Annotated in this window: 31 protein-coding genes and 1 pseudogene; 4 read left to right on the top strand and 28 right to left on the bottom strand. The window is 70.1% G+C overall.

Annotated features, from left to right (window positions below):
- Window positions 1–16: 16 nt before the first annotated feature.
- The 17 genes from ACFPCY_RS26595 to ACFPCY_RS26675 all read right to left on the bottom strand — a co-directional run bounded on the left by ACFPCY_RS26595 (window position 17) and on the right by ACFPCY_RS26675 (window position 9,652).
- Window positions 17–181, bottom strand: a complete 165-nt coding sequence (locus ACFPCY_RS26595; RefSeq protein WP_378259561.1) for a hypothetical protein — start codon at window positions 179–181, stop codon at window positions 17–19.
- Between the two features lie 38 nt (window positions 182–219).
- Window positions 220–597 (bottom strand): hypothetical protein, encoded by a 378-nt coding sequence (locus tag ACFPCY_RS26600; RefSeq protein ID WP_378259562.1) that lies wholly within the window; start codon window positions 595–597, stop codon window positions 220–222.
- Window positions 598–602: 5 nt separating this feature from the next.
- Window positions 603–1,373 (bottom strand): FliH/SctL family protein, encoded by a 771-nt coding sequence (locus ACFPCY_RS26605; protein ID WP_378259563.1) that lies wholly within the window; start codon window positions 1,371–1,373, stop codon window positions 603–605.
- Window positions 1,374–1,582: 209 nt separating this feature from the next.
- Window positions 1,583–3,793: a hypothetical protein gene (locus tag ACFPCY_RS26610; protein WP_378259564.1), complete on the bottom strand. Its 2,211-nt coding sequence runs from the start codon at window positions 3,791–3,793 to the stop codon at window positions 1,583–1,585.
- On the bottom strand, window positions 3,790–4,995 hold the full coding sequence (locus ACFPCY_RS26615; protein WP_378259565.1) for a hypothetical protein: 1,206 nt from the start codon (window positions 4,993–4,995) through the stop codon (window positions 3,790–3,792). The genes ACFPCY_RS26610 and ACFPCY_RS26615 overlap by 4 nt, the downstream gene beginning before the upstream one ends.
- Window positions 4,992–5,258: a hypothetical protein gene (locus ACFPCY_RS26620; protein ID WP_378259566.1), complete on the bottom strand. Its 267-nt coding sequence runs from the start codon at window positions 5,256–5,258 to the stop codon at window positions 4,992–4,994. The genes ACFPCY_RS26615 and ACFPCY_RS26620 overlap by 4 nt, the downstream gene beginning before the upstream one ends.
- Window positions 5,255–5,596: a hypothetical protein gene (locus ACFPCY_RS26625; protein ID WP_378259567.1), complete on the bottom strand. Its 342-nt coding sequence runs from the start codon at window positions 5,594–5,596 to the stop codon at window positions 5,255–5,257. The genes ACFPCY_RS26620 and ACFPCY_RS26625 overlap by 4 nt, the downstream gene beginning before the upstream one ends.
- 8 nt (window positions 5,597–5,604) lie before the next feature.
- Complete coding sequence (locus tag ACFPCY_RS26630; protein WP_378259568.1) at window positions 5,605–5,901, bottom strand: hypothetical protein; 297 nt, start codon at window positions 5,899–5,901, stop codon at window positions 5,605–5,607.
- 128 nt (window positions 5,902–6,029) lie between these two features.
- Window positions 6,030–6,482 carry a hypothetical protein gene (locus ACFPCY_RS26635; protein ID WP_378259569.1) on the bottom strand — a complete coding sequence of 151 codons (453 nt, stop codon included), beginning with the start codon at window positions 6,480–6,482 and terminating at the stop codon, window positions 6,030–6,032.
- On the bottom strand, window positions 6,479–7,024 hold the full coding sequence (locus ACFPCY_RS26640) for a hypothetical protein (protein WP_378259570.1): 546 nt from the start codon (window positions 7,022–7,024) through the stop codon (window positions 6,479–6,481). The genes ACFPCY_RS26635 and ACFPCY_RS26640 overlap by 4 nt, the downstream gene beginning before the upstream one ends.
- Entirely contained in the window at window positions 7,021–7,242 is a 222-nt protein-coding gene (locus ACFPCY_RS26645; protein ID WP_378259571.1) for a hypothetical protein, read from the bottom strand. Before ACFPCY_RS26645 ends, ACFPCY_RS26640 begins: the two co-directional genes overlap by 4 nt.
- A gap of 1 nt (window position 7,243) precedes the next feature.
- Window positions 7,244–7,723, bottom strand: coding sequence for a transcriptional regulator (locus ACFPCY_RS26650; protein WP_378259572.1), 480 nt, complete (start codon window positions 7,721–7,723; stop codon window positions 7,244–7,246).
- Window positions 7,720–7,917 (bottom strand): hypothetical protein, encoded by a 198-nt coding sequence (locus tag ACFPCY_RS26655; RefSeq protein ID WP_378259573.1) that lies wholly within the window; start codon window positions 7,915–7,917, stop codon window positions 7,720–7,722. Before ACFPCY_RS26655 ends, ACFPCY_RS26650 begins: the two co-directional genes overlap by 4 nt.
- On the bottom strand, window positions 7,914–8,780 hold the full coding sequence (locus ACFPCY_RS26660) for a DUF4097 family beta strand repeat-containing protein (RefSeq protein ID WP_378259574.1): 867 nt from the start codon (window positions 8,778–8,780) through the stop codon (window positions 7,914–7,916). The genes ACFPCY_RS26655 and ACFPCY_RS26660 overlap by 4 nt, the downstream gene beginning before the upstream one ends.
- On the bottom strand, window positions 8,777–9,100 hold the full coding sequence (locus tag ACFPCY_RS26665; protein ID WP_378259575.1) for a hypothetical protein: 324 nt from the start codon (window positions 9,098–9,100) through the stop codon (window positions 8,777–8,779). The genes ACFPCY_RS26660 and ACFPCY_RS26665 overlap by 4 nt, the downstream gene beginning before the upstream one ends.
- Before the next feature lies 1 nt (window position 9,101).
- Entirely contained in the window at window positions 9,102–9,401 is a 300-nt protein-coding gene (locus ACFPCY_RS26670; protein ID WP_378259576.1) for a WhiB family transcriptional regulator, read from the bottom strand.
- 107 nt (window positions 9,402–9,508) lie between these two features.
- On the bottom strand, window positions 9,509–9,652 hold the full coding sequence (locus ACFPCY_RS26675; protein ID WP_378259577.1) for a hypothetical protein: 144 nt from the start codon (window positions 9,650–9,652) through the stop codon (window positions 9,509–9,511).
- Window positions 9,653–9,818: 166 nt separating this feature from the next.
- Here ACFPCY_RS26675 and ACFPCY_RS26680 point away from each other — a divergent pair, with 166 nt between their 5' ends.
- The gene (locus tag ACFPCY_RS26680; RefSeq protein ID WP_378259578.1) at window positions 9,819–10,484 is read left to right on the top strand and encodes a GntR family transcriptional regulator; all 666 of its coding nucleotides are present in this window, start codon (window positions 9,819–9,821) and stop codon (window positions 10,482–10,484) included.
- A 56-nt stretch (window positions 10,485–10,540) separates the two neighbouring features.
- On the opposite strand, the gene ACFPCY_RS26685 is transcribed toward ACFPCY_RS26680, so the two are convergent.
- Entirely contained in the window at window positions 10,541–11,374 is an 834-nt protein-coding gene (locus ACFPCY_RS26685) for a hypothetical protein (protein WP_378259579.1), read from the bottom strand.
- Between the two features lie 694 nt (window positions 11,375–12,068).
- Entirely contained in the window at window positions 12,069–12,245 is a 177-nt protein-coding gene (locus ACFPCY_RS26690) for a hypothetical protein (protein WP_378259580.1), read from the bottom strand.
- 238 nt (window positions 12,246–12,483) lie between these two features.
- On the opposite strand from ACFPCY_RS26690, the gene ACFPCY_RS26695 reads away from it, so the two are divergent.
- Window positions 12,484–14,301: a thiamine pyrophosphate-dependent enzyme gene (locus ACFPCY_RS26695; RefSeq protein WP_378259581.1), complete on the top strand. Its 1,818-nt coding sequence runs from the start codon at window positions 12,484–12,486 to the stop codon at window positions 14,299–14,301.
- A gap of 191 nt (window positions 14,302–14,492) precedes the next feature.
- On the opposite strand, the gene ACFPCY_RS26700 is transcribed toward ACFPCY_RS26695, so the two are convergent.
- From ACFPCY_RS26700 to ACFPCY_RS26720, 5 genes are all read right to left on the bottom strand, one after another.
- The gene (locus ACFPCY_RS26700; RefSeq protein ID WP_378259582.1) at window positions 14,493–15,680 is read right to left on the bottom strand and encodes an FAD-dependent oxidoreductase; all 1,188 of its coding nucleotides are present in this window, start codon (window positions 15,678–15,680) and stop codon (window positions 14,493–14,495) included.
- 4 nt (window positions 15,681–15,684) lie between these two features.
- The gene (gene sigJ / locus ACFPCY_RS26705; protein ID WP_378259583.1) at window positions 15,685–16,659 is read right to left on the bottom strand and encodes an RNA polymerase sigma factor SigJ; all 975 of its coding nucleotides are present in this window, start codon (window positions 16,657–16,659) and stop codon (window positions 15,685–15,687) included.
- Window positions 16,660–17,536: 877 nt separating this feature from the next.
- A complete protein-coding gene (gene mscL / locus ACFPCY_RS26710) occupies window positions 17,537–17,938 on the bottom strand; it encodes a large conductance mechanosensitive channel protein MscL (RefSeq protein ID WP_378259584.1) in 402 nt (133 codons plus the stop codon).
- A gap of 53 nt (window positions 17,939–17,991) precedes the next feature.
- Window positions 17,992–19,170 (bottom strand): SAF domain-containing protein, encoded by a 1,179-nt coding sequence (locus tag ACFPCY_RS26715; RefSeq protein WP_378259585.1) that lies wholly within the window; start codon window positions 19,168–19,170, stop codon window positions 17,992–17,994.
- Window positions 19,171–19,447: 277 nt separating this feature from the next.
- Window positions 19,448–20,266, bottom strand: coding sequence for an S-methyl-5'-thioadenosine phosphorylase (locus ACFPCY_RS26720; RefSeq protein ID WP_378259586.1), 819 nt, complete (start codon window positions 20,264–20,266; stop codon window positions 19,448–19,450).
- Between the two features lie 243 nt (window positions 20,267–20,509).
- On the opposite strand from ACFPCY_RS26720, the gene ACFPCY_RS26725 reads away from it, so the two are divergent.
- Window positions 20,510–20,656: a hypothetical protein gene (locus ACFPCY_RS26725; RefSeq protein ID WP_378259900.1), complete on the top strand. Its 147-nt coding sequence runs from the start codon at window positions 20,510–20,512 to the stop codon at window positions 20,654–20,656.
- Between the two features lie 14 nt (window positions 20,657–20,670).
- Here ACFPCY_RS26725 and ACFPCY_RS26730 read toward each other — a convergent pair.
- The 4 genes and pseudogenes from ACFPCY_RS26730 to ACFPCY_RS26745 all read right to left on the bottom strand — a co-directional run.
- Window positions 20,671–20,853 (bottom strand): annotated as a pseudogene (locus ACFPCY_RS26730) (FmdB family zinc ribbon protein); the annotation flags it as partial.
- A gap of 117 nt (window positions 20,854–20,970) precedes the next feature.
- Window positions 20,971–22,461, bottom strand: a complete 1,491-nt coding sequence (locus ACFPCY_RS26735) for a potassium/proton antiporter (protein ID WP_378259587.1) — start codon at window positions 22,459–22,461, stop codon at window positions 20,971–20,973.
- A 341-nt stretch (window positions 22,462–22,802) separates the two neighbouring features.
- Window positions 22,803–23,903 (bottom strand): NAD(P)-dependent oxidoreductase, encoded by a 1,101-nt coding sequence (locus tag ACFPCY_RS26740; protein WP_378259588.1) that lies wholly within the window; start codon window positions 23,901–23,903, stop codon window positions 22,803–22,805.
- Window positions 23,904–24,088: 185 nt separating this feature from the next.
- Window positions 24,089–24,679, bottom strand: coding sequence for a 5-formyltetrahydrofolate cyclo-ligase (locus ACFPCY_RS26745; RefSeq protein WP_378259589.1), 591 nt, complete (start codon window positions 24,677–24,679; stop codon window positions 24,089–24,091).
- 33 nt (window positions 24,680–24,712) lie between these two features.
- On the opposite strand from ACFPCY_RS26745, the gene galU reads away from it, so the two are divergent.
- Window positions 24,713–25,639 (top strand): UTP--glucose-1-phosphate uridylyltransferase GalU, encoded by a 927-nt coding sequence (galU, locus tag ACFPCY_RS26750; RefSeq protein WP_378259590.1) that lies wholly within the window; start codon window positions 24,713–24,715, stop codon window positions 25,637–25,639.
- Window positions 25,640–25,655 lie beyond the last annotated feature (16 nt).

A 25,655-nucleotide genomic window follows, 5' to 3' on the forward strand; every position in this document is an offset into this window, starting at 1 on the left:
GCGGACGGATGGGTCTTCAGTGCTGGCCGGTGCCGCCGCAGCGGCGGCACCGGTTGTCGCTGAGCAGTCCCCGGTGTACGCCGGTGCCCTGGCAGCGACCACACGCGCCGCGTCCGCGCAGGGCCCAGCGGATCAGCCAGATCGCGGCGGCGATGGCGAGCAGCACCGACAGCAGGTCCACGGCGGAGCCCGCGGTGGTGGCCTGGTGGGCGGCGGTGATTATCGCGGGTCCTCCGGTGCGCTTGGCGGGTCGGGGATGCGCGGGGTAGGGATGTGCGGCGGGGCCGGGATGGTGTCGGGGCCGGGCGGCCAGGGGCCGTCGTGGTGGTCGGGGGTGGGCTGGGTGTGAGGGTGGTGTTTGGTTTCGGGGTGGGGGCGGTTGCGGATCGTCCAGTACAGGCGGTGCACGGTGGTGGCGCCGATGCGGCGGCGGTAGCCGGTGCCGCGGCAGGCGCGGCAGGCGCGGACGCGGCCGGGGGTGCGGGTGGCGACCACGGTCCGGCCACCGCAGCGGCGGCACCCGGTGATCGGGCGCGACAGCAGCGACAGCAGCCACAGGGCGAGGGCGGCCAAGACGATCAGCACGGTGAGGGCCATCGGGGTCACCGCGCGCTTCCGGCCGACAGCCCGGCCTTGTATCCGGACTCGTAGCCGACCTTGTGGCCCTCTTCGGCTCCGGCTTTGAAGCCTTCGACGGCGCCCTGGTTGTAGCCGCGCGCCCAGCCGTCGGCGTAGCCCTGCGTGTAGCCCTTCTCGTAGCCGGCGCGGTGGCCGAGGGTGTAGCCGACCCGGTGGCCGGTGCTGTGGCCGTGGGCGTAGCCCTCGCGGTAGATGCGGCAGGGGAACCGCTCGCACTCGTGGGCGGCGTCGGGGCCCTCGCCGGTCCGGACCGTCTGGAAGCACTCGCGGGGGTCGTGCTTGGGTGCCGTGCGGGGTGCGGGCCGGGACGGCGGCTTCAAGCCGGGCTTGGCCGAGGGCTTGGGCACGGAGGGGGATGCGGGGGTGGTAGTGCCCGCGCCGGGAGCGGGCGAGTTGGTGTCGGCGGGGCGGGCCTTGGCGCGCGCCTGCGCGCGCTGCTGGGCGCGCTGCTTGGCGCGTTCGGCGCGGGCCTTGCGGGTGGCGCGCTTCTTGGCGGCCTTGACCTTGCGGGCCTGGGCGGCCTTGCGCTGGCGGAAGTCGGTGGTGACCTGGCAGGTGTGGGTGAGCGGGTTGGTGTAGGGCTTGCCGCACTTGGAGCACTTCACGCTCGCCTGCGGCGTGAAGCGGGTCTTGCCGGGGCGGCGCCTGCTGTTCAGCCGGGTGACGCAGGTGTGGGTCAGCGGGTTGCTGTACCGCTTGCGGCATCGGCCGCAGGTGAACATCGTGATCGCCATGACGGGTGTCTCCCGAGAGTCGGTGTCGCGGGGGTCGCGCGGTTGGGGTCGGTGTCGGGGACGGTGTCGCTAGGAGCGGAACGGGCAGCGGACTGGATCTTGGGTCCGCGACGTCGCGACAGTGCAGGTCAGTGCGTCGCGGATGGTTGGCGGTGTCGCGGCGCCGCGCGTTTTGTGCAGGTGGGCGGGTGTCGCGGCGCCGCGACGGTTCACGGGATGTCGCGCGACGCCGGGGCCGGTTCCGCGTGGTCGTCGGTCGTCGGTCGGGCATCGTCCAGGACGGCCTGAAGGTCGTCACGGGTGCAGCCCTTGCGATTGGCCTTGCCGGTCTCGCGGACGTCCTTGACCTCCACCCCGAGGGCGCGAAGCTGACTGGACACCACCGGCTGGGTGATGTCGGCGTACACCCCCGGCAGCGCCTCGCGGAGCCGGGCGGCGATCGTTTCGGACCACAGCTTTTGGTCGTCACCGAACACGCTCAGCGCGTCGGCGGCGAAGCTGCGCTTGGGGTCGGCCGCGTCATCGTCGTCGCCGAGGGCGTAGCCGGACAGCACTCCGGCGGCTTGGCGCATCGCGCGGGCGCGGGCGGCGACGCGGGCGGTATCGGGCAGGGTCAGGTAGTGGGTGCGCACTGCCTGGGTCTCGTTCTCGCCCTTGAGCCAGCCCAGTCCGGCGTCGGTCTTGGGGCGGAACTCGCTGGCGCGGTAGCCGGCCTTGTAGGCGCCGGTTCCCAGGATCATGTCGTTGGTGACCTGGTCAGGGACCTTGAGGCAGAACTTGGCGATGCACAGGTCACGGATCTTGGGCGGCAGGCACTCGCCGTCGGGACGCTGGGTCGCCAGGAAGATCATGATTCCGTAGGCGCGGCCCAGCCGCTCCACGTAGGCCAGGTCGTCTACGAACTTGGCGCCGTAGGTCGGGTGCAGGATGACGTTCTGGACCTCGTCGAAGAACGCTGCGATCGGGCGCAGCTTGGCGAACCGGGTGGCCAGTTCGCGGGTGAGCTTGCCGTCGGGCTTGTCATCGCGCGGGATCTTCTTGAACAGCTTCTGGCGCCGCTCCAACTCGGCGCGCAGCAGCCGCGCCGACTCGGCGGTGTAGGCGACGGCCTCATCGTCCATGCCGGAGGTGTAGCGGTGGCAGACCTGCGCCAGCGGTTCCAGGTCGCCCTTGCCCGCCAGCTCGTGAATCCACAGGTCACAGACCACATCCAGGGCGGCGCCGCAGGCCAGGGCCCGCACAGCGGTGGTCTTGCCCTGACCGGGCGCAGCGCCGATCACCCAGTTCATCTCGAACATCGGGGCGTTGACTCGCTGGCCGCGCGGGGTGACGGCGAACGGCACACCGGCGAACACATCGGTGGTGCCCCCGCGCAGCAGCGGGTAGGCGGCGGGCTTGGCCTTGGAGATGTCGCGGCGCCCGATCCACAGGTACAGCCGTCCGGCGTGCTCGTGCGGCACGGCCTCGGGCCAGGTCGCCGAGTGCGGGCGCCGCAGCCCGGACGCCAGCGCCTCGCGGCGCTTGATGATGTCGGTGGCGGTCACGCCGTGCGGCAGGTCCAGTTCAACGCCCCAGCCGTCGCCGTCGCGGTGCACGTCGGAGATGAACGCCAGGCCGGTGCCGTCTTTGATGACGGCGGTGATCGCGCCGATGTTCAGTGCCCCGAGCGCGCGGGTGATGAGTTCGGGGGTCGGGGCCTGGTAGGCGGGGGCGACCACGGCTGCGCGGACGATCGGCTGGCCCTCGGGGACACCTTCGCGGGCCAGCAGCCACACCGCCACACCGGCCAGGGCCAGCCATCCCCACCAGGGCAGGAAGAGCGCCAGAACCAGCAGCAGCACCAGCGCGCCGACCGCAGAGGCGGCGAGGATCTGGGTGCGGGCGGCTCGGGTCTTCTTGCCCTCGCGGTGCACGTTCATCGCGTCGTGGTGGCCGGGGCGGCCGTCGGCGACCGCCAGCGACTCCAGCACCCAGCCATCGGTCCACTGCCACCACGCCCACAGCCGCGCGGCGCTGCTGCGCGCGCCTGCCAGGGCGTACCACGCGGTGGCCAGGACGTACAGCGGGCAGCGCAGGGCGTGGTAGCGCGCCTTGTAGGACCACAGTCCCGCGTGGAACGCCACGGTCGCGCGCCAGTTGTCGCGGTTCCATGCGGTCGGGATGATCGGACGGCGTTCCGGTCCGTCCCCGTCGGTGGGGACGGGCGTTTCGGTGTGGGGCGCCTGCCGCGCCTCGTCCTGGCCCTCGGTGTCGGGGGCGTCGTCGGGGCGCAGCGGGATGACTTCGGCGTCCCCTTGGCCCTGGCCGTCCACCGGGTCGGGGAATCGGCGTCCGGGCGGCGGTGTGCCGGGCTGGCCGTCCAGGGCCCGCGTGGTGTCCTGCGGTGCGGCGTCGCGGGGCGGGGTGTTGGGGGTGTTCATGCGGCCTGTCCTTCCGTGGCCGTGGTCGAGTCGGACGGGGACGCGGCGGAGTCCGCCGGTGCGGTGTCGGTCTTCAGGTGAGTGAGCAGGGCGCCGACGCGTGCGTTGCCTGCGGTGTGACCGGCCTGCCGCAACTGGGCGGCCAGGCTGTCGCGGGTGAGTGGTTCACCGCGCGCAGCCAACTCGGCGGCGATCTGCTGGCCCAGCGGAATCAGGTCGGTCACGTCCACCGGGGCGGGCGCGGAGGTGCGGGACGAGCGCTTGGACCGTCCGCCACCAGTCCGGCTGGACGGCGTCCTACGCGTCCGGGTCCCGGTCCGTCCGGCCGTGCTGGACGGTCCAGCGGACGACGGCGCGGACGGGACGGACGTCCGGTCGGACGGTCCGGACTCGGACGGGGTGGACGGTCCGGCCTCGATGGCCGGGCGCTCTCCGGACGGCAGCGCGGACGGCGAGGTGGACGGTCCGGGTGCGGGCAGGGCGCGGCGTCCGGGCGCCACCGGGGCTTCGTCCAGGACCCAGGCGCGGAATCCCTTGCAGGTGGTGACTGGGGCCAGTCCGAGGCGCAGCACCCACAGGCCGATGCCGCGCGCGGCGGCCAGCGGCGAGGTGGTGTCGGCGGTGTCGCGTCCGGCCAGCGCGCGGCGGCGGACGACCGCGATCAGCCGGTCGGACGCGGCGGCGTACAGCGCGGCGGGCAGTACCCAGGCGGCGACCGACTTGGCGGACCCGATGTCGGCGCTCAGGGCGTTCATGAGCAGCGATCCGGCGACGCACGCCAGGTTCAGCGTCCGCTCGGCGACCGCCGGACGTCCGAGCCGGGCTTGGGCCAGGGCCAGCAGCGCGAAGATGACCGCGGCGGCGTCCAGCCCGAGGGCTTCCAGGGTGGACGCCAGGTGCTCATGCTTGACCGCGTGTACGAACTGGTACTGGGCCCGGTAGGAGACATAGCCCTGGGCCAGGGCCAGGGCCAGCAGCAGGAGCGCGGCGCCGGCCAGCAGCCAGCCCCCGACCCGGTCTGCGGCGGCGGTGTCCTCGGCCGTGGTGGTACGGCGGCGGGTCAGGAAGCCGGGCAGGTAGCGCAGGTTGAACACCTGCACCGGACGGCCGTGCGGGTCGGAGGTGGCTCCGGCGGTCTCGGCCTGCCAGCCGTTGGCGTGGTCGGGGCGGCCGAACTCCGGGGGCGGGGTGAAGGTGGTCATGGCGCCATCCCTCCCGCCTGGCTCACGGCGAACGCGGGCCGCTGGATGGTGACCAGATGCCAGCCGCCGTCACGCAGCGACCGGTAGACGATCCGGGCAGCGGCCACCGTCAGCGCCAGGGCGGCCAGGGTCGTGAGGGTCACCGTCAGCACGGGGTGCGCGATCAGCAGCACCGTTCCGGCGGCGGCCAGGCGAGCCGGGGACAGGCACAGCCACCCCAGCAACGCGGTGAGCGCGGTGAGCAGCAGGAGCACGGCGATCACGCGGCCCTCCCAAGGTCGGAGCGGACGGGGGTGCGGGCCCAGGCGGGCACGGTCAGCGGGGCGTGGGTCTCGTGGTCGAGGTCGGCGGCCATCACGGCGCGCTGGCAGGACGGGCACCGGAAGTGCACCGGGCCGCCGTCCAAGGCGGTGCGGCAGGTCGGGCACGCCTTGGGGGCGGCGCCCCTGACGGCCGGACCGGCGGAGCGGCCGGCGGCCGGGCGGGTGGCCGGAGCGTCGGGCTCGTTCGGGAGCGTGATCGGTCGGAGCGTCCGGGACGGCGTCGTGCTTGGTGGCTGAACGCCGTGCCGGGCCGGTGCGGACGAGCGGGTCATGGTCATGCCTCCGGTCAGTCCCGGCAGGTGCGGGACGGCTCGGCCGATTCGGCCAACAGTTCGGGGTGGGGGATGTGCTTGAGTCCGCAGAAGCACTTAAGCCAGCGCTTGCGGCACACGTTCTCGCCCAGGACGGCGGGCGTCACCGACTCGGCGTTCACCCGGTCGGCCATGCCGGTGTAGGGGAGGGTGATGTCGTTGAAGCTGACGAAGTACCAGTCGGCTCCCCGCCAGCGCTCGTGCCCGACCACCTGGCCGAGCGAGCCGCCAGCCGACAGCACCCAGGTGCGGGGCGGGAGCAAGTTGCTCATTGTCTGGTCCCTTCTTGCGTCGTCGATCGCGATGGTTCGCTGCGGGTGACGCCCGCCGTCCCCGTGCGCGGGCCGGGCGTCGAGCGGGTTGCTGGCCGCGGCCAGGCAGGTCATGTCAATGCCTTCGGTCAGTTCAGGGAGGTGCGGCGGCGGGGCGGCTCGGCGGCTTCCAGGCCGGACAGTGCGGAGTGCGCGGTCTGGAGACTCGTCAGCGCCGTTCCCAGCCGGCCGATGGCCGCGGTGATGGCGTCGTGCATTTCGGTGTGCGCGGCGTGGGCGTCGCCTCCGTGCGACCCGTAGTGCGGGTTCTCGGTGATGCGCCGGTCGGCGACGCCGTGGCCGATGAACTGGCTGATCTGGGTCAGGGCCTGCGGCAGCATGCCCAGGGCGCTGGTCAGCGACCCGAGCACGCTGTAGACCTCGGCCGGGTAGCGCAGCCCGTGCTTGCCGGGGTCGGTGGCGTAGTTCAGCAGCCGGACGGCCTCGGCGATGCCGTCGGCGATCGCGATGGTCTGGGCCGGGTGGTGCCCGCCGTCCAGGCGCGCGGGCCGGGCGTCGGCGTCGGTACGGATCTCGATCATCGGGTGACCCCTTCGTGGTGGGTGGGCGTGCTGGCGGAGGTGTTGCACCGGGACGGCGTCAGGTCGGTGTCGCTGGCGGTCCAGTCGGGCCGGTCGGGCTGCCCGAAGGTGACGGCGGGCGGGTGGTCGGCGGTGTAGCGCTCGAAGCCGGGCGGGGCGTCGCTGAGCTGACGCCAGTGCTCCCAGACGGCCGGGCCCTGGCCGTGGGTGCTGCACAGGCCGCCGCCGCAGGTCTGGCAGGTGGCCGGGCCGGGGTCCAGCACCGCGGCCACGTAGGTGAGGATGTGGTCCAACTCGCTGTAGGCGGCCTGCACCGCGGTCTCGATGGCCTCGGCGGCGTCCCGAGCGTCCTGCCCGTCGGGGAAGGCGGCGAACTGGCCCAGCGCCAGCGCGGTCGGCACCTGCGACAACTCGTGCAGGGCGCGGGCGTAGCGCAGGTGGACGCGGGTCCAGGTGCCGCGCAGCCAGCGCCGCTCGGCCTGCCGCCTGCGCGCCTCGGCGTCCGTGTCCGGCCAGGTGGCGGTGTGCGGGTGGGTGGTCATCGGGTACCTCCGGAGCGGCGAGTGGCCAGGGTCGTCAGGCCGGTGATCGAGCCGAACAGGGTGATCGGGGCGAGGGGAACCGCCAGGAATCCGGTGACGGCGAACCAGAGCAGACACGCGGCCAGGCAGGCCAGCGCGAAGCAGACGCAGGCGGTCAGCAGCAGCTCACTGAGGGACCGGCCGTCAGTGCGCGGCGCGCCGAGGTGGTTGCTGGTCATCTCAGGCCACCCCCAGCGCGGCCAGCAGCGCGGCGGCGAACAGGGCCACCTTGTGGAAGGACTGGTCCAGGGCGGCGGCGCCGGTGCCGAGCGTGGGGTTGTCGTCGTGGCCGGGGCGCGGGGCGCCGAGGGTGACGAACTCGCCCTTGCCCGGCACGAGGGTGCGGCCCAGCAGCGCCGCCAACCACGCCAGGGTGGTGCGGCGGTCGGCCCAGTAGTGCGAGACGGCGTCGGCGGCCAGCGCGCCCGCGGTCCAGCCGAGGCTGAGCGGCAGGTGCAGCGCCAGACCGGTCACCGTGACGAACACGGCCTTGGCGGCGGTCAGGGTGGCCACGTGCCGGGCGCACGCCAGCCGACCGGCCCGGCCGGCGGCGCCCTTGCCGCACGCCTGCCCGTGCGTCTGCAACCAGTAGTCGCCCAGCTCGTGCGCGGCGTACAGCGCGATGAACACGCACGCGAAGACCACGGCGGCGGCGTTCATCGCGGGCTCCCGGCCGAGAGGCGGGCGGCAATCGCCAGCAGCGCGTGCACCTGCGCGGCGGCCAGGTCGCTGTCACGGTGCGCCAGCCGCTCGGCGGTGGACAGCGACGCCCGCCAGCCGGTGTCGGCGTCCAGCCAGTGGTCGGCCTGCTCCAACAGCCGACCGGCCTCGGCGTAGTGCTCGTGCGGCTTCACCGGGCACCTCCCGGCGTGCGCACGCGGCCGGTGCGGGAGGAAGCCCGCACGGTCAGCGTGGCGGGGTCCAGGTGCGGACCGGCGTCGATGTCCACGCGGCCCGACCCCGACCGGGCGGTGACGTGGCCGGGGCCGGACGCGGTCAGGGCGATGGCCCCCGAGGCCGCTTCCAGGTGGGCGGTACCGCCGGTGCCGTAGCTGGCGTAGTCGCCCACCGTGATCGTGCCGGACTTGGTGGAGACGGAAACGTCCACCGTGTGACCGACGCGGACGCTTCCCGACTTGGTGTGCACCGCGACGTGCTCGGCGACGTCCGCGCGGACGCTGCCCGAGGCGGTGTTGACGATCAGGTACCGCACCCTGGCCACGTCCACCGAACCGGAGGCGGACGTGGCCTTGACGCCCTCGAAGGTGCCCTTGGCGTCCACGTCCGCGCTGCGCGTGTGGGTCACCAGCCCGGACCCCTCCGGCAGCAGCGCGGTGACGGTGACCGCCCCGACGGCTCCCCCGACCACGGTGTCACCCGCGATCGTCATCCCGCTGATGGTGACCGTGCCTCCGCCGACGTTGACCACGCCGCCGGTGAAGTCCATGCCGGTCACCGTGGCGCCGTGGGAGATGACCGTGGTGTGCGTGCTGGCGCCGGTGTCGGGCACCCGCACGATCAGCTCGTCACGGGCGGGGTTCCAGGACGATGCGGTGTCGCGGACGGCCTCGGCCAGCGCCGGGTCTTCGGTCGTGACGGTCACCTCGGCGACCGTGCGGCCGGGCTCGGTGCGGGCCTGGATGGCGCCGTGCGGCAGGTCCACCGACAACAGCACCAGTCCTGCCTGCGGCGCGGTCACGGTATTGCGCGTGGTCATCGCGATTCGGGTCCTTCCAGGCGAGCGATCAGGGCGGTCAGGTGCTCGTGGACGGCTTCGAGGGTCAGGTGCGAGTCGGCGGTGTGCTTGTCGGCGTCCGGCGCGAACGACGCGTCGATCCGGTCCCGGACCGCGCGCAGCTCGGCGGTGATGCCGTCGGCCGCGTCCGACAGCGGGCGAACCTCGGCGTACACGCGGACGTTGCGGGAGGCGCCGCGGCACGGGTACGGGGCCGAGACCTCCACCACGTCCAGGGCGGTGTGCAGCGCCTCCACGATCGGGGCGATCTCGTCAGGCAGGCCGACCATGCGGACACGCATCTCAGGCCGCCTTCCGCGATCGCCAGCTCGGCAGCTCGGCGATCTGTTCGGGCGTCAGTCCGGCCCAGACACCGCGCTTGGGCCGCACCCGCCGCACGTAGGCCAGACACGACGTCGTCCGCAGCGGGCATTCGGCGCAGACCTGCCGCGCGACCTCCTCACGGGCGGCCCGCCACTCCGGCGACTCGCCGGCCTGGGGCTCCGGCCCGTCGTGCAACTCCGGGTCGAACCGGCACGCGACCTGATCGGCCAACTCCTCACGCAGACGAGCGCCCGATCCGGGCGGGAAAGGCGTTCTCACAGCAGACTCCTTCGAGTTCGGGAACGTGATCGGCTGGAACAGCGGACGGCCGTCGGCGCGGGGTAGGTCTTGGTGGCTGACCGACGGCGCCCGCCAGGACGAGGGCGTCAGCCCAGCGCGCCCATGAAGGCGAGCGCGCTGTGCGCGACGTGGTTGACGCCGTGCGCGGCGCCGACCGGGTTCTTGATCGCGAACGCCAGAACGGCGATGAGCACGAGAGAGGGCCAGATCCGTCGGGACTGGGGAAGCATCGGTGACCTCCTGATCGCCGGACTACTGCTGGTGACTCACCAGTTCGGGCGAGCAACTGCGAGCAGCGTATACGTAGCTTCGTATACGCACAAGAGGCTAGGTATACGATGATGCGTATACGCTGGTGGGAGTGCCACCAAGAGCGTCGAAGGGGTTGATCAGGCAGTGGCAGAACCGGCCTACGTCCGCATCGCAGGTGAGTACGCTCGCCGCATCCGAGCTGGAGAGCTTCCGGCCGGCACGCAGCTACCGAGCTACGCCGAGCTGGCTCGGCAGAACGGCGTGTCGGACATCGTGGTCCGCAAGGCCCTCGAACTCCTCCAGAGTCAGGGCCTCGTTCGTTCCGTGCGGCGGCGAGGCATCTTCGTTGCCGACCGTCCCAACCTCGTTCGCGTGTCTCCCGAACGCCAGATGGAGTCCGCAGAACGCTCGTTCGAGAACGAGTCGGACCAACAGACTGTGATCGAGCGGGACAGCGAACAGATCCCAGCTACAAGTCAACTCGCGGAGGCTCTCGGCATCCCGGTTGGTGAGGAGATCAAGCACGTCATCACCCGCGCCAGTGAAGGCGGGCGGCCAATCTCGATCTCGGACACCTACACGCCGTTGGAGGTCGCAGACATCTCGGACGCCGCGTTCCTCGAAGAGACGATCGCCGATCAGATGCCCACCGCGGCACACGCTGCCTGGCTACGGACGACGCCCGGTGATCTCGTGAAGACTGTCCACCAGCGCTTCCTTGCAAGCGACAAGCGAATCATCATGGTCTCTGACGTGTCGTACCCCCGTGATCGATACGACGCGTTCGTCTTTCGGATGAGCCTTAAGTAGGGAGAGGAATAAGAGGGCGCCGACTCGGTCGGCGCCCTCTTATTCTGTGCAGCTACTTAACGTCGAACCCACCCTTGGGCTCGGTCCGCATCCGTCCACCACGAAACATAGTCCGGATCTTCGCTTTCCAGGCGCCACCGCGCGTTTAGCGCCTCGAAGAACGGATCGTTCCCCGTCTTTCCGCCCCTCGGTTCCCCGATATACACGAGTCGCTCACCCTCGGCCTCCTCGAACTTGTTGAGCGCCTGAGAGGACATCTGACTTCCCCATCCGGGCGGCCAACAGAGGAGCAGTGTATAGTCTGCCGTTTGGCCGCGAACCGCAAAATCATCGAGACTTCGAACAGGGTGCCATATATCCACCTGCCCGACTACTCTCGGAAATGAAACGTTCGCCACCTTGTCTGGAGGCTCGGAATCGTACGCCTCGATATTTAGCCCGGCCTTGTTGAGCTGAGCAGCCCAATAGCCACGTCCTGCGCCAAGCTCCACGATGGGAGTTTCGCCACAAAAACTCTTAACCCATTCGACGGTTTCAGGTGAAGGTATCGCATAAGCGTACGTCGCCTGCAACAGCATCTGAGCGTAGGCGAGTCGTGCGCTTCCTTCTGGCCGTCCGCCATCAACCACGCGGCGTCCGTTGCGCACATCAACGGACGATTCAACGATGTCCCAGTACGGATTTGAGCTGACGCTACGATCGCCAGTCATATAATGCACGAAACGTAGATCAAACTCCGCGTCCGCTTGGTCGTCTCCAGTTCCCGCCAGCCCGGCAGCCATGTCCAGGTACTCAGCGACCTTGGGAAACCGGGCTTGTAGCTTCTGCTCATCCTTCAGCAGCGCACTCAGTTCTTCCCATCGTTGACGCGTCATGCTTAGCTGGGCCATGCTTCAAGCATCCCCTGCCGACTGTGTGCAGTCCAGGCCTAGATTTGGCCGCGGTGGTTGAAGTACCGGCGACAACCTTGCGCGCGCCGACCAATACCGGGCTGTCAGGCCAAAAGGGGCTTTGACCATGCTGTGGGCTGGGCGTGACACGCACGGATGGACCTGGCGGACACTCGCCGGCAAGAGCGGAATCCACCACGAGACTGTTCGTCGCCGCGTGACGAAGACCCGCACCGCGTTCGAGGCGCGCGGCTACCGCAGGGACTCGCTGGGGCTGCACCGTCCGGCGAGTCGCCCGTCTGAAACAGACACAGAGGGACGTTCGGGGCTTCCCGAAGGTCTGGGCATGGGCGGCGAGTTGGGGCCCGGAAACGGCGTCTCAGAGCGCTGATCATCCCAATGCGTGCCCAAAGCGGGCGTCGGGCTATACACCGCTCCGCTAAAGTGCAGGTAAATGCCGTGATCGGCGTCGAATGTGTCCCTGTCTCCTAAAGCGGGTGCCGCAGGTTCGAATCCTGCCGGGGGCACCAGCCTTGCAGGCGTATGACCTGCGGAAACGCCTCTTTGGGCGTCCCTTCTGCGTGGTCGCGCCGATGACGCGAGACGAACGCGGGGCCTCGCCGGGGCGTGCTTCGGCGTCCACTGCGATGTTAGTGCCGAGCCGCCTTCGCGGCTTTACGGCTGATGGCTGCCATCATCGGCGGCCGTGCGCTCGATGGGCCATCCAGATAGCCGCGGCCGTTGTCCAGAGGCCAATGCCTCCGAGCGTGTAGACGATGGCCAGGAATCCTGTGCGGGCGAATGCCGCTGTTGCGAACTGGTACAGCCCTCCCAAGAAGAGCGCGGCGAGGAGGAGGAAGCGCAGGACCATGGCTTTCAGTCACCTTCCTCGGAATTCGGGTGGCGTGGTGCGCGCGGATTGGCCTTTTGGAAGGTGGGTGGATTCCGCGCGGCGTCAGGGGGGTGTCAACGGTTGATCTTGTGTTCGCCAAGGTCACGGACGGGTGGGGTGGTTCTGGCGCGGGTGGGCAGGTTCTCGGCAGTTGGGGTCCGGGGCCGGCTCTTCCGCGCTGCGGGCTGAATGACGGGTGGACGGGACGGCGGTCGGGATGGGTGGGGACGAAGCGGCGGGGTCGGGCGGGAAGACGACCTCGGATCTGGTCGTGGAGCGGCTGCTGGAGTGGGGCATCGACACCTGCTTCGGTATTTGCGGCGACCAGGTGAACGGGTTCTTCGAATCTCTGCGTACCCATCCGGAGATGCGGTTCGTGCATGTGCGGCACGAGGAGAACGCGGCGCTGGCGTGTGTGGGATACGCCAAGTTCACCGGACGTCCGGCCGCGTGCGTGGCGACCGCCGGGCCCGGTGCGGTCCATCTGCTCAACGGGCTGTACGACGCGCGCATCGACGGCGTACCCGTCATCGCGATCACCGGCCTGTCGTACCACGACACGATCGGCGCGCATTTCCTGCAGGACCTGCCGTCCGACCGGCTGCTGGAGCACGCCTGCATGTTCTCCGAGCGGATCATGGGGCCCGCGCACGCCGTGCCCGCCACGGACCTGGCCGTGCGCAGCGCCCTGATGAACCGCACCCCTTCGCACCTGGCGATCCCGATCGACGTCCAGTCCTTCGTGCTGGACCAGGACACCTCTTCGCCCAAGAACGTGCCAGGACATCTCTCGACGGCCGCGCAGCCGTTCGTCGTCACCCCGCCCGGTGATCAGGTGCGGGCGGCGGCGGAGGTTCTGAACGGCTGCGAGCGAGTGGCGATCTGCGCGGGCGCGGGGGCTCGCGGGGCCGGGGAGCAGTTGGAACGGGTGGCCGAGCTCCTCGGCGCACCGATCATCAAGGCCGGGCTGGGCAAGGACTGCGTGCCCGACGACAGCCCCTACACGACGGGTGGCATGGGCCTGATCGGGACGCGCGCGTCCCACGAGGCGATGGAGACCTGTGACGGGTTCCTCATCGTGGGGTCCTCCACTCCCTACTACGAGTTCTGGCCCAAGCCCGGGCAGGCTCGCGGGGTGCAGATCGATCTGAACGCCGACCGCATCGCGATGCGCTATCCGGTAGAGGTCGGCCTGGTCGGTCATGCCGGGCCCGCTCTGGAGGCGCTGCTGCCTCTCCTGGACCGCAAGTCCGACCGGTCCTTCCTGGAGCGCGCGCAGGACACCTACCGGCGTTGGTGGGAGCTGATCGGCGAGCAGGCCGCCGACTCCGGCGTCCCGATGCGGCCGCAGGTGGTGACGTGGGAGCTGTCCAAAGCCCTCCCGGACGGGGCGATCGTCACCGGGGACGCGGGCACCGTGACGGCGTGGGGCGGCCGGCTGCGGCTGCGCCGCGGGATGCAGTACTCGTTCTCCGGCACCCTGTGCAGCATGGGGTCCGCGCTGCCGTACGCCATCGGCGCCCAGTGCGCCCATCCCGACCGGCCGGTCATCGCCTTCACCGGGGACGGCTCGATGAGCATGGGCATGGGCGAACTCGCCACGCTCGCCCAGTACAACCTGCCCGTCAAGGTCGTCGTCGTCCGCAACGACTGCCTCGCCCTGGAAGTCTGGGAGCAGACCGCCCTGCTGGGCAATCCCCAGATGGGCTGTGAGCTGCACCCGATCGACTTCGCCGCCGTCGCCCGCGCCTGCGGGCTACGTTCCTTCCGCATCGACGAACCGGGTCAGGCGGCAGGGGTGTTCGCCGAAGCGATGAGCACGGACGGACCGTGCCTGATCGAAGCGGTCACCGACCCGTACGAAACACCCTTCGGCGAAAGCCTGCAACCCACCCATGCGCAGCACATCGCCCAAGCGTTCGGCAAGGGCGAGCCCGCCGCCGGCGCGATGGCCCGCAACCTTCTCCAGCCGGGCCGCGTCGCGCTGTCCCCGGCTCTCCAGCAACATCACGATGAGCTGGCCCGCTACCGCTGACCAACCAGTACGGGACGGCGGCGACGCGACAGCGGCAAGCTGACCGCGGCGACGCGACAGCGGCAAGGTGACGGCGGCGAGCTGACAGCGGCGAGGTGATGGCGTTGAGGTGTTGGTGTTGCGCGCGCTCGTGGCCGGGCCACGTCGTGGCGGACGAGCCGGCACGCTCGTCCGCCACGACGTCGGGGCCGTTAACGGTTGTTCCGGATGGGGCGGGGCTGCGTGGCCGCTTCGACGGCGAGGCGGGCGGCGGTGAGGGCGCTGTTGATGGCGATCTCGCCGCGCATGCCCGGCGCGGCCACCATGTCGCCGACGAGGTAGACGCCATCGCCGCGATCGATGGCCGGACGGTCCTTCCAGGTCTGTCCGGGAAGGTCGAGCGCCCCGGTGCGTCCCTTGGCGATCGCCGTGCGCTCGAAGGTGACCCGGTCGGACCATCCGGGCAGCACCTGATCGGCGAAGGCGCGCAGCCGCCGGTGGGTCTCCTCGTGCCGCTCGCCCCGGCGGACGGGCATCTGGAGCTGGTACAGGGACTCGCCGCGCGGGGCGGTCGAGTCGTCCTGCATGGTGTAGCTCTCGTGGAAGGCGCCCTCGTCGAGGTCGAAGACGAGCGTGCGGTCTCGGCGGTCGGAGCGGACGGCTATGTCGAGGAGGGCACAGTGTCCGCTCGTCCAGGACAGGTCATTGTCACCCAGCAGTCGGGCCGCCGACGCAAGCTGCGTCGCGACGATCACCGGGCCGTCCGTCGGGAGCGCGTCCACCCGCGACCCGGTCTCGATCCGCACGCCCAGCTCACGCGCACGCTCGGCCATCCGGTCGAGGACGGTCTGCCAGCCGCCCTTCACCCACCGGACGGCCGGGACGCGCGGCCCGTACACGCGCTGGAACAGGTCCCAGACGAACGCGGCGGACAGCCGTCCGGTGTCGGCGTCGTAGGTGGCCACGCTGATCATGCTGGCCAGCCGCCGCGCCGTCCGCTCGCCCCAGCGGCCGGACGCCCACCTGTGGAAGTCCTCCTCGACCGGAGCCTTCAGCCGGCCACGCGACTGCGCGCGCAGGACGTTCACCGGGGGAGCGAACCGCAGCCGTCCGTCCACGCGGAACCGCATCCGCGAGAAGCCGAGCGGGGACGGCCAGCCCAACCCTCTGACCAGGCCGCGCTTCGCCAGCCACCGGTAATGCGGGCCGTCCGCGTAGAAGACGTGCGCGCCGTCATGCGCCACGTACGGCGCGCCGGACGTCGCGCGCCCGCGTCCGCCGAGCGCCCGATGCGCCTCGTGCAGGACGACGGACGCGCCCTCCTCGGCGCACGCGATGGCCGCCGTCAGCCCGCCCAGACCGCCGCCGACGATGGTGATGGTGGTGCCGTTGGTCGTCATACCGTCAAGGACGCAGCACCCATCCGTCCCGTGACATGACGCCGCCGAACTTCTCCGGATTCACGATCAGGTAGCAGGCGCTGACCTTCCCGTCCGTCACCTGGACCTGGAAGTGCACGAACGGCCTGCCGTCCGCGACCGCCTGGATCGCGGGCCCGCCGTTGGCGACGACCAGCCGGTACTCGATGTGCGCGTCCGGCCCCACACCGGCCGACCGCAGGAAGGACGAGCCGAACTGCATGATCTTGAGGACGAACGGCGCGACCCGCTCGGCCCCGACCAGCACCCTGCGCGGCGCCACCGCGTTGCCCCCGCTGTCCGCGACGAGCCGGACGTCCGGCGCGAGCAACTCCATCAGCCCCTCGACGCCGCCGTCCAGGCACGCCCCGATGAACCTGTCGTTGACCTGCCGCCACACCGCCGGATCGACCTCGAACCGAGGCCGCCGCTCCCGCACGTGACCCCGCGCCCGAGCCGCCAACTGCCGGACGGCCGGCTCGCTCTTCTCCAACGCCTTAGCGATCTCCGCATACGAGAACGAGAAGACGTCCCGCAGCACGAAGACCGCCCGCTCAAGAGGCGACAACGTCTCCAGCACCACGAGCAGCGCCATCGAAACCGACTCGGCCCGGACGATGTCGTCGGCCACGTCCTCGGCCGTCATCAACGGCTCCGGCAACCACTCCCCGACATACGACTCCCGCCGCGCCTGGACACGCCGCAACCGATCGATCGCCAGCCGCGTGGTCACTGTTATGAGAAACCCCTCAGGATCGTTCACCTCCCCGCTCCCGGCAGCCCTGGACCACCTCAGCCAGGCTTCCTGCACCACATCCTCGGCATCCGCCACCCGCCCGAGAACCCGATAGGCGACTCCAAGCAACAACTCCCGCCGCCCCGCGAAAACCGCCTCGACGTCCACACCCAACCTCCGTCCCCACCCACCGCAATCCGCCTTCCCGGCACCCCACCAACCCACCCCGCCCCAAATCAACCCCCACCCAAACCCCCAAGCCCCGCCCCAACCTCAATCCCCCCCAAAGCCCCCTCCGCCCAGCCCCACCCCTGCACCCACCACGTCCGCGCTACCCACGTCCCCACCCCTTCGCATCGCCCCGTCTACATCACCCCGTCCGCGTCGCCCCGTCCGCGTCGCGCCGTCCGCGTCCGCCCCCGTCTGGGTCTGCGCCACCTGTCAGCAGATCTAAGAAATAGGCCCTAGCCGCGCGCACCTTGGTCCCCCACCGTGAGCTTGAGCGGTGGGAGGCCCGAACCCGCGGCCCCCCGGCCGTGGGCGAGCCTTGTGCGGTCGGGCCGTTGTGCGGGGCGGGTTGCTGGACGGGACGGGCCGCTGCGCGGTCGGGGTGATGTGCAGGGCGGGCCCTTGTGGGGGCGGATCCTTGCTCGGAAGCGAAAACGCGGTCAGGCTATGGCCCGCGCCAGCTAATGCGCGGGTGGGCCCATGCGTGGGGGCAGGCAAGGGCAGGAGGCGGGAGAGGCCGCGCGTTGGGCAAGGACGCGGGGGCCAGTGCTGGGCGGCGATTGGGACCGCGCGTGCTTCACTGGCGCGGCCTTGCCCGGCTAAAGAGGGCTCTCAGCGAGCGGATCCTGCGGCGAGTAGGCCGCTGGACTGCGCGTGGAGGCTTGTCCGGCCTGGGGAACCGGCCCGGCGCCGCTCGCCGCATCGCGGGGACGGCACGGGCGGTCAGTGATCTGGGGCTTCAGCATTCAGCCGATCAGTCGGCCCGACAATTCCGTGGACTGATCAAGGCGTCGTTCACACCTTGCGCTCTGCCCTGGTCTGCGTCTCGTCGGCCGTCGGCTTCTGAGGTGCTGCGGACGCCCGTCCGGGCTGGTCAGGAGGCTGGCTCGACCTCGGACGTGCAGAACCTGCAGCGGGTCGCCGCGAGCGGGATCTCGCTCAGGCAGTGCGGGCAAGGGTGCTCCGAGGCCTCCTCCTTGCGGGTGATGCGCTGCAGCAGCTTGGCCATCGGTAGGACGACGAAGAAGTAGACCACTGCTGCGGTGATCAGGAACGAGATGAGCGCCGTGAGGAACTGGCCGTAAGGGAAGACCGTCCCGTTGATTTTGAAACGCAGGTCGGTGAAGTCCGGCTTGCCCCCGATCAGGGCTATCAGCGGGCCGATGAACGAGTTCACGAAGGCAGTGATCAGAGCGCTGAACGCGGCACCGACGACGACGGCGACGGCGAGGTCGACCAGATTCCCTCGGAACAGAAACTTCTTGAACCCGTCCATGGACTTACCCCTTCCGTCGCTCAGAGTCGTCAAACCGTAACACATTGATGCGGTCAATCCCGCACCAGTGTCACCAGCAGCGGTCCTCCGACTCCGGCCAGAGCGGCCGCTTGTGCGCGGCTGGTCGCCAACACCACCAAGGCACCTTGCCCGGCAGCGCCAAGCCCACTCTCTTCGTGGGGGACGGCAAGGACGACGACGGACGCGACGATGACCCGAGCCCAACTTCCCGACTCGGCTTCTCGAACGCCTTCGCCCGTGCCGGCTGGACTCGCGCTCTCTTCTGAGAGGGGAGAGGCCCGTTCGCGAGTTGGCTTGGCATACGTCGGCAATGGTGTGCGCTCGTTCGCCTCCTTGGCTGAGGCCGCGGTAGTAGGTGGGACTAGATCTCCGTCGGATATTGGAGCGATGATTGTTTCATGTGGCCAGTTCCGCTCTGAGGATCGTCTCTCTGGGGCTGGCTCCATGCTGTTCTCCAGGCCGGTTCCACTTTCGATCTCCGGTAGGGGAATGGTGTGAGGGGGTGGCCCGGTTCGGAGTTCGCTGGAGTGGTTGTCCGTCACTGTGTCGCTGGCAGGTGGCGTCAAGGGAACGCCGTCCGCGCGCGAAGCGGGCGCCGCTGCTTGACTGGGTGATTTCCCGAGAGGGGGTGCCTTCCCGCCTGGGCTAGGAGCGGGTGAGGGACCGTCCGTCGCGGGTGGCAGATCTTGGACGGTGCCTGGAGGTGTGGCCGCCAGGACGTCTATTCGGTCGCCCGGGCGCAGGAGACGCGCCGCCGCGGCGTCCGCCACGCGGATCGGAGTGGCGACGGTACCCGGCGGCTGCTCATCGAGAAGGCCCGGGCCGAGGATGCGGGCATCCGTGAGTGCTTCGCCCTTCCGGACGGCCCCCGCGAGGACGCGGCCAACCGGCGGACTTCGAAACGCCCCATCCGGACGAACCACCGGTGGAAGCTCCGCGAGTCGAATGTCGGGACCGCGAAGAGTGGCACCGGCGGCCAGGTCTCGCGCGGCGACCGCGATACGGACAGTATCGGGCGCAGGGGGCTGGACCGCCAATATGGCAAGGCCCGCGCCGAGCGCAGCGAACAGGGCGGCTAACAGGCGGCGCCGACGTCCGAATCCCTCATTCACGGCCTGCTCCAGGAGACTTGAAGACGTCGGTGGGCGGCTGCTTTCGACTTGCGCATGAACTCGGGCAGCTCGGCGTTTCCCGTACTTGCATGCGTTCATCTCTCCTCTGTGAGCGGAAGGGGGCTGGTTTTCGTGGCCGGTCGCTCGAACCGTCCTTCATGGCGGCGAGGTGGCTCGATCGAACGCCAAAGACTGCGTGCCTAGCGCGATCGACCGACAACGGTGTGTAGTTGAGTTCGGTCATGGGTTATCGAAGCGATCTTGCGAACGCTTCGAAGGCCCGGAGGATGTTTGCCGAGCTGTCGTGGACGGGCTCGTGGGGCGGACAGGATTCGTCGGGACGGGGTGGGTGGCTAGGCGGACGCCGAGAGCGCGGTCAGGGGAGGGTGATGGGGAGCTTCATGCCGTCCAGCACGTTCGCGCAGGGGCAGGTGCGTTCGCGGGGGAGGGCGGCGACGATGTCGGCGACCAGGGGGCGGAGGCGATCGATGTTCTCGGCGAACACGCGGAAGACCTCGTCCATCGTGACGCCCTCGCCTTCTTCGATGCCCGCGTCGAGGTCGGTGACCAGGCAGAGGGGGGTGTAGCAGAGGGCGAGTTCGCGCGCTAGGACGGCCTCGGGGTGCCCGGTCATGCCGACGAGCGTCCAGCCCTGGCCGGCGAACCACTGGGATTCGGCGCGGGTGGAGAAGCGGGGGCCTTCGATGACGACGAGGGTGCCGCCGTCCACCGGAGGCCATTCGGCGGCCCGGGCGGTGGAGAGGGCGATGCCGCGGCCGTCGGGGCAGTACGGGTCCGAGAAGGAGACGTGGACGGCCGCGCCTTCGTCGTAGAAGGTCTGCGGACGCGCCGACGTCCGGTCGACGAGCTGGTCCGGGACGGCGAGGGTGCCGGGGCCGTACTCGGGCGTGAGCGAGCCGACGGCGCTCGGGGCCAGGACCTGCCGGACGCCCAGGGAGCGCAAGGCCCAGAGGTTCGCCCGGTACGGGATCCGGTGCGGCGGGAACCGGTGATCGCGGCCGTGCCGGGGGACGAACGCGACCCGGCGGCCGCCCAGCTCGCCGAGCGTGATCGGGTCGCTCGGCGGGCCGTACGGGGTCTCGATCTCCACCTCGGTGACGTTGTCGAGGAACGAGTAGAAGCCGGAGCCGCCGATGACGCCGATCTCGGCGGACGCAGAAGTCGGAAGGGACATGCCGCGACCCTAGCCAGCCCGCCCGGCCCGGCAGAAACCCGGCCGCCGACTGTGGATAACTTCGCGCTCAACGGAGTTCGGCCCAGTACACGCGCGTGGACGGCCGCTGTTCGACGGACAGCCGTCCAGCCGCTAGGGCTCGTTCGGAAACAGCAACAGCCGGAGCCTCCGCGTATGGGAGACCCCGGCTGTGACGAAACTTGTGAACCGTCAGGCGGTCAGGCGACCTTCTCGGAGGACGACGTGCTCGCCGTGGAAGAAGACGAGGACGACGAGTCCGAAGAGGACGAGCTCGACGAGGAGCTGTCCGACGAGCCGTTCGAGGACGACTTGGCGGAGGCTCCGGTGCCGACCGTCGAGGACGAGCCGCCACGGCTGTCGGTGCGGTAGAAGCCCGAACCCTTGAAGATGATGCCCGCGGCCGAGAAGACCTTGCGAAGCTTGCCGCCGCATGCCGGGCACTCGGTCAGGGCGTCGTCGCTGAACTTCTGCACGGCCTCCAGAGGCTCGCCGCACTCGGTGCAAACGTACTGATACGTCGGCACGGTCCCTCCTTGTCGCCTCAGACCGGGATTCCGGGCTGGCACTCACCTTAGATGACTGCTAATGGTACCGATGTAGTGAACCGGATTCGCAACCGATCTGTTCCCGGCCCGGGCTGCGGCTCTGGCCCGAGCCTCCCGAACGCGCGTCCGGGAGGGCCGCTAAGCCCCCGTCTCGCCGAACCAGCCTGCGAGTTTGCCGCGGCGGCTCACCGCGCGCAGGCGGCGTTCCGCCGTGTCCCGGACATCCGCCGTGGACACGACCAACAGCGTGTCTCCTGCGCGCAGGGTGGTGGTCGGCTCCGGCACGAAGCTTTCGCCGTCCCGGACGACGAGTGTGATCGACGCCCCACGCGGAAGCCGAAGTTCGAAGATCTCGACCCCGTTCAGGTGGGAGTCCTCCGGGATGCGCACCTCCAGCAGATCCGCGTGGAGCTCCTCCAGGGGAGCGGCTTCGACGCCGAGTTCGCGTGCGCGCGAGTCGTCCTTCAGGCGGCACCAGCGCGCGACCAGGGGCAGTGTCGGCCCTTGGAGGAGCGTGAAGAGAACCACCACGGTGAAGACGATCGCGAAGAGGCGTGGGGCGCCCGGTACGTCCTTCACCCAGGGGATGGTCGCGAGGACGATCGGGACCGCGCCGCGTAGGCCCGCCCAAGAGGCGAAGAGCTTTTCCCCAAGGGAGAGCTTGAATCCGGCCGTGGAGATCAGGATCGACAGGGGCCGCGCTACGAGCAGGAGAACGAAGCCGATGACGAGCGCCGGGACGATCTGCGCGGGCAGGTCGCTGGGGGAGGCGAGTAGGCCGAGCATGACGAACAGGCCGATCTGGGCCAGCCAAGCGATTCCCTCTGCGAAGCCCCTTGTGGCCGGGCGGTGCGGTAGGCGCGCGTTGCCCAGTACGAGCGCGCTTACGTAAACCGCCAGGAACCCGCTGGAGTGGAGGAGGTTCGCCGCGCCGTACGAGCCGACCGTGAGGGACAGGACCGCGATCGGGTAGAGGCCGGACGCGGGGAGGGCCATCCGCCGCAGCGCGAACACGCCGGCCCATCCGGCGGCGAAGCCGATGAGGCCGCCGACGATCAGCTCGTAGACCATGACCCCGGCGAGTTCGGCCAGGTTGGGCACCCCGTGCGCGGCTTCCGAGGCGCTCAGCGTCACTACGACGATCACTACGGGCGCGTCGTTGAAGCCGGATTCCGCCTCGAGGAGGCCCGTCAGGCGCGGGGGGAGCGGGAGGCGCCGGAGCACCGAGAACACGGCGGCCGCGTCGGTGGGCGCCAGGACGGCGCCCAGGAGGAACGCGAGGCGCCAGTCCATGCCGAGCAGCCAGGCGGCGGCCACGGCGACGACGCCGATGCTGATGAGCGTGCCGATCGTGGAGACCGACAGGGCCGCCGGGACCGATCGGCGTACTTTCTGCCAGTCGGTGGTGATGCCTCCCTCGGCGAGGATGAGTACCAGGGCCGCCAGGCCCAGGACTTCGGCGAGTTCCGCGTCGTCGAAGTGGATCCCGAATCCGGATTCGCCGATCAGCAGGCCCAGGCCGAGGTAGGCGAGGAGCGTGGGGAGCCCTGCGCTGGTGGACAGCCGTACCGCGACGATCGCGCAGAGTATGAGCGAGGCTCCGAGGAGTAGCCAGAGGTCGAGCTGCACATCCCACCTTTCGCCTAGGTGATCGTTAAGAGATCCTATGCAGTTCGCCCATCAATCGCATAACGGGCGTTCAGTAATCCCTCTGACCTGGGCTGACTCAGGCGAACGAAGGCGCGCGCGAGCGCGCGCACACCCGCTGGGCGTGCGAGGACCTGCCCGGGAGGCACCTGTTCCTACACAGGACGCCCACGGGCGCGCGCGTCGTCCGTAGCCCTACGCAGGACGTTTGTGAGCGTGTGCGGACGTTTGTAGGGACAGGGGGCGGCCGTGGGCGCACGCCGGACGCTCGTGGGCATGCGCGACGTGCGCGGGTCGGCGAGGATGTGTGCGGGTGGGCGCGCTTAGCGCCGCTCGATTTTCGGGGGCAGCCCGTTGATGACGTTGCGCACCGGGCGCCCCTCTACGGCGGCCTTCACGTTGTCCTGGATGACGACAGCGCTGTTGATCTGCGCCTGAGCGGTGGCCCATGCCGCATGCGGGGACAGTAGGACGCTCTCGTGCGTGCGCAGCGGGTGGTCGAGGGCAGGGGGCTCGTCCTCGAACACGTCCAGCGCCGCCCCGGCGAGATGGCCGGAATCGAGGGCCGCCAGGAGGCTGTCTTCCGGGACGATGCCTGCGCGCGCGACGTTGATGACCAGTGCTTTGGGCGGCAGAAGCGCGAGCTTCGCGTCGTCCAGCAGGTTCCGGGTCTCGTCGGTCAGCGGCAGGGCGATGACCAGGATGTCGGAGTGTGCGAGGAGATCGTCCAGTTCGCGGTAGGTGGCGGGTGCCTCAGGACGGCGGCGACGCGTCCAGTAGGAGACCGGGCAGCCCAGCGCTGAGAACAACCGGGCTGCTTCCGAGCCGATCGCGCCGTAACCGACGATCCCGACGCGTTGCGTATGGAGTTCCCTTCCCCCGCGCACGAGCGTCTCCATCTGGGGCCAGCCGCCGGCTCGGATGGCGCGGTCCGCCCACGCGAGGCTGCGGCAGAGCGAGAAGGCGGCTCCGACAGCCCACTCGGCCACCGCGCGCGCGTTGACGCCCGCCGTGTTCGCGACAGGGACGCCCGCCTGAGTGAGAGCTTCCAGATCGACGTTGTCCGAGCCCACTTGGGGCAGTTGCACGAACGCGAGCCGAGACGCCAGGCCGACGGCTTCGGCGTCGAGAGCCAGTTGGCCGGAGAAGTCGGAGACGACCACGTCGGCGCCGGCGATCGCGGTGTGCAGCCCTGCGCGGTCGCGCGATGGAGGGAACGAGACCCGTACCGCGTCCCCCAGCGGCGCGAACAGCCCACGGACGATGCCCTCGTCCAGTGGCGCGAGCGCCAGCACATTCCACGGTGTCGTCGTCATCCCGTCCTCGCCATCCCTTCTTCCGCCGGTGACCGGCCGCGTGCGCACGAGGATCCGTTGCCGGGACGAACGCCGCCAGACGTCCCGGCTCAGCGGCGGAAGCCGCATGTGGACGGCGGCTTCTTGTCAGCCGGCCGTCCTGCGCAGCAGATCGGACGCATGTCTCGTGCGTACGCGCGAGACATGCGTCCGTGGGCAGCTGCATGGGCTGGCCGCTCCTGGCGGACCGTCACGCCGGGGTGGGGACGCGCGACGGACCGGAGCGGCCGACAGATCTCGGTGCGGGGGCAACCCTAATTGGCGTCCCCCAGCAGGTGAAGCCCCGAGTCCGGCGTCACGGCCGCGCGCACCCGGCGGTCGTGCGGCTCGACGGGAAGGGCGTCCAGCAACTCACCTTCGTAAACGAGCGCCACTGTGAGGACGGCCGGACTCACGCGCGCGAGGACGCGGTCATAGGAACCTCCACCTCGTCCTAGCCGAACACCGGTCCGGTCCACAGCCAGGGCTGGTACGAGAACCACATCGGCGCTCGCAATCGCGTCCACTCCTCGTGCGCGCTCGGTCGGCTCCAGCAAGCCGAATGGGCCGGGAACGAGAGAATCGGGGCCTTCGTAGGAAGCCCAGTCGAGATCGCCGTCCGGGAGGAGTCGAGGGAGGATCACGTATGTGCCACGCTTCCACAAAGCGAAGAGCAACCCATGCGTCTCCGGTTCGCTGCCTATGGAGGCGTAAGCGGCGACCGTTCCCGCCATCTCCAGCTCGGGAACGCCTAGCAAGGCGTCCCTAATGGAGCGACCCGCCGCCGAACGGACGTCGACGGACAGTTCCGCTCGGTTGGCCAGAAGTTCAGCCCGCAGCGCGGGTTTCGAGCCGATGTCGTGCACGCTCTGGTCCTTCACGGTGACTAGGGTCTCTACATGGCCGACTTCGCACCTGTACGCAAGGCCGTCGTTCCGGCGGCAGGGCTCGGAACCCGATTCTTGCCCGCCACCAAGGCGACTCCCAAGGAAATGCTGCCCATCGTCGACAAACCTGCGATCCAGTACGTCGTCGAGGAGGCGGTGGACGCCGGGCTCTCCGACGTGCTGATGATCACAGGACGCAACAAGCGTTCTATCGAGGACCACTTCGACCGCGCATACGAACTCGAGGAGACGCTGTACGCGAAGGGCGACGACGAACGACTCGCCGCCATCCGCGAGTCCGCCGACCTCGCGATCATGCACTACGTCCGGCAGGGCGAGCCGCGCGGCCTCGGCCACGCGGTGTACTGCGCGCGCCAGCACGTGGGGTCCGAGCCGTTCGCCGTGCTCCTCGGCGACGACATGATCGACGCCAGGGACCCGCTGCTCAAGCGCATGATCGAGGTCCGCAACCGGTACGGCGGCAGCGTCGTCGCGCTGATGGAGGTCGAGCCCGACCAGGTCTCGGCCTACGGCTGCGCCGCGATCGAGGCGACCGACGAGGACGATGTCGTCAAGATCACTGATCTGGTCGAGAAGCCCGCCCGCGACGAGGCGCCGAGCAACTGGATCATCATCGGGCGCTACGTCTGCGACCCGGCGGTCTTCGACGTGCTGGAGAAGACCCCGCCCGGGCGCGGGGGAGAGATCCAGCTCACCGACGCGCTGCGCACCCTCGCCGACACGCCCGCCGAGGAGGGCGGAGGCGTCTACGGTGTGAAGTTCCGCGGCCGCCGCTACGACACCGGCAACAAGCTGGAGTACCTGCGGACCGTCGTGCAGTTCGCCTCGGAACGCGACGACCTGTCCGCCGAGTTCATGGCGTGGCTGCGCGAGTTCGTGCGCGCGCATGACGGAGCGGACGCCGCGAAGGACGCGTGACGACCCGCCTGGAGGA

The sequence above is a fragment of the Actinomadura gamaensis genome (assembly GCF_042652125.1).
Classification (GTDB): domain Bacteria; phylum Actinomycetota; class Actinomycetes; order Streptosporangiales; family Streptosporangiaceae; genus Spirillospora; species Spirillospora gamaensis.

Excerpts from the sequence above, each read along its gene's own strand:
- ACFPCY_RS26600 (WP_378259562.1), bottom strand. The coding sequence starts at position 597 with ATGGCCCTCACCGTGCTGATCGTCTTGGCCGCCCTCGCCCTGTGGCTG.
- ACFPCY_RS26605 (WP_378259563.1), bottom strand. The coding sequence starts at position 1,373 with ATGGCGATCACGATGTTCACCTGCGGCCGATGCCGCAAGCGGTACAGC.
- ACFPCY_RS26610 (WP_378259564.1), bottom strand. The coding sequence starts at position 3,793 with ATGAACACCCCCAACACCCCGCCCCGCGACGCCGCACCGCAGGACACC.
- ACFPCY_RS26615 (WP_378259565.1), bottom strand. The coding sequence starts at position 4,995 with ATGACCACCTTCACCCCGCCCCCGGAGTTCGGCCGCCCCGACCACGCC.
- ACFPCY_RS26625 (WP_378259567.1), bottom strand. The coding sequence starts at position 5,596 with ATGACCATGACCCGCTCGTCCGCACCGGCCCGGCACGGCGTTCAGCCA.
- ACFPCY_RS26630 (WP_378259568.1), bottom strand. The coding sequence starts at position 5,901 with ATGAGCAACTTGCTCCCGCCCCGCACCTGGGTGCTGTCGGCTGGCGGC.
- ACFPCY_RS26635 (WP_378259569.1), bottom strand. The coding sequence starts at position 6,482 with ATGATCGAGATCCGTACCGACGCCGACGCCCGGCCCGCGCGCCTGGAC.
- ACFPCY_RS26640 (WP_378259570.1), bottom strand. The coding sequence starts at position 7,024 with ATGACCACCCACCCGCACACCGCCACCTGGCCGGACACGGACGCCGAG.
- ACFPCY_RS26645 (WP_378259571.1), bottom strand. The coding sequence starts at position 7,242 with ATGACCAGCAACCACCTCGGCGCGCCGCGCACTGACGGCCGGTCCCTC.
- ACFPCY_RS26650 (WP_378259572.1), bottom strand. The coding sequence starts at position 7,723 with ATGAACGCCGCCGCCGTGGTCTTCGCGTGCGTGTTCATCGCGCTGTAC.
- ACFPCY_RS26660 (WP_378259574.1), bottom strand. The coding sequence starts at position 8,780 with ATGACCACGCGCAATACCGTGACCGCGCCGCAGGCAGGACTGGTGCTG.
- ACFPCY_RS26665 (WP_378259575.1), bottom strand. The coding sequence starts at position 9,100 with ATGCGTGTCCGCATGGTCGGCCTGCCTGACGAGATCGCCCCGATCGTG.
- ACFPCY_RS26675 (WP_378259577.1), bottom strand. The coding sequence starts at position 9,652 with ATGCTTCCCCAGTCCCGACGGATCTGGCCCTCTCTCGTGCTCATCGCC.
- ACFPCY_RS26685 (WP_378259579.1), bottom strand. The coding sequence starts at position 11,374 with ATGGCCCAGCTAAGCATGACGCGTCAACGATGGGAAGAACTGAGTGCG.
- ACFPCY_RS26690 (WP_378259580.1), bottom strand. The coding sequence starts at position 12,245 with ATGGTCCTGCGCTTCCTCCTCCTCGCCGCGCTCTTCTTGGGAGGGCTG.
- ACFPCY_RS26695 (WP_378259581.1), top strand. The coding sequence starts at position 12,484 with ATGGGTGGGGACGAAGCGGCGGGGTCGGGCGGGAAGACGACCTCGGAT.
- ACFPCY_RS26700 (WP_378259582.1), bottom strand. The coding sequence starts at position 15,680 with ATGACGACCAACGGCACCACCATCACCATCGTCGGCGGCGGTCTGGGC.
- mscL (WP_378259584.1), bottom strand. The coding sequence starts at position 17,938 with ATGGACGGGTTCAAGAAGTTTCTGTTCCGAGGGAATCTGGTCGACCTC.
- ACFPCY_RS26715 (WP_378259585.1), bottom strand. The coding sequence starts at position 19,170 with ATGAACGCATGCAAGTACGGGAAACGCCGAGCTGCCCGAGTTCATGCG.
- ACFPCY_RS26720 (WP_378259586.1), bottom strand. The coding sequence starts at position 20,266 with ATGTCCCTTCCGACTTCTGCGTCCGCCGAGATCGGCGTCATCGGCGGC.
- ACFPCY_RS26740 (WP_378259588.1), bottom strand. The coding sequence starts at position 23,903 with ATGCGGCTTCCGCCGCTGAGCCGGGACGTCTGGCGGCGTTCGTCCCGG.
- galU (WP_378259590.1), top strand. The coding sequence starts at position 24,713 with ATGGCCGACTTCGCACCTGTACGCAAGGCCGTCGTTCCGGCGGCAGGG.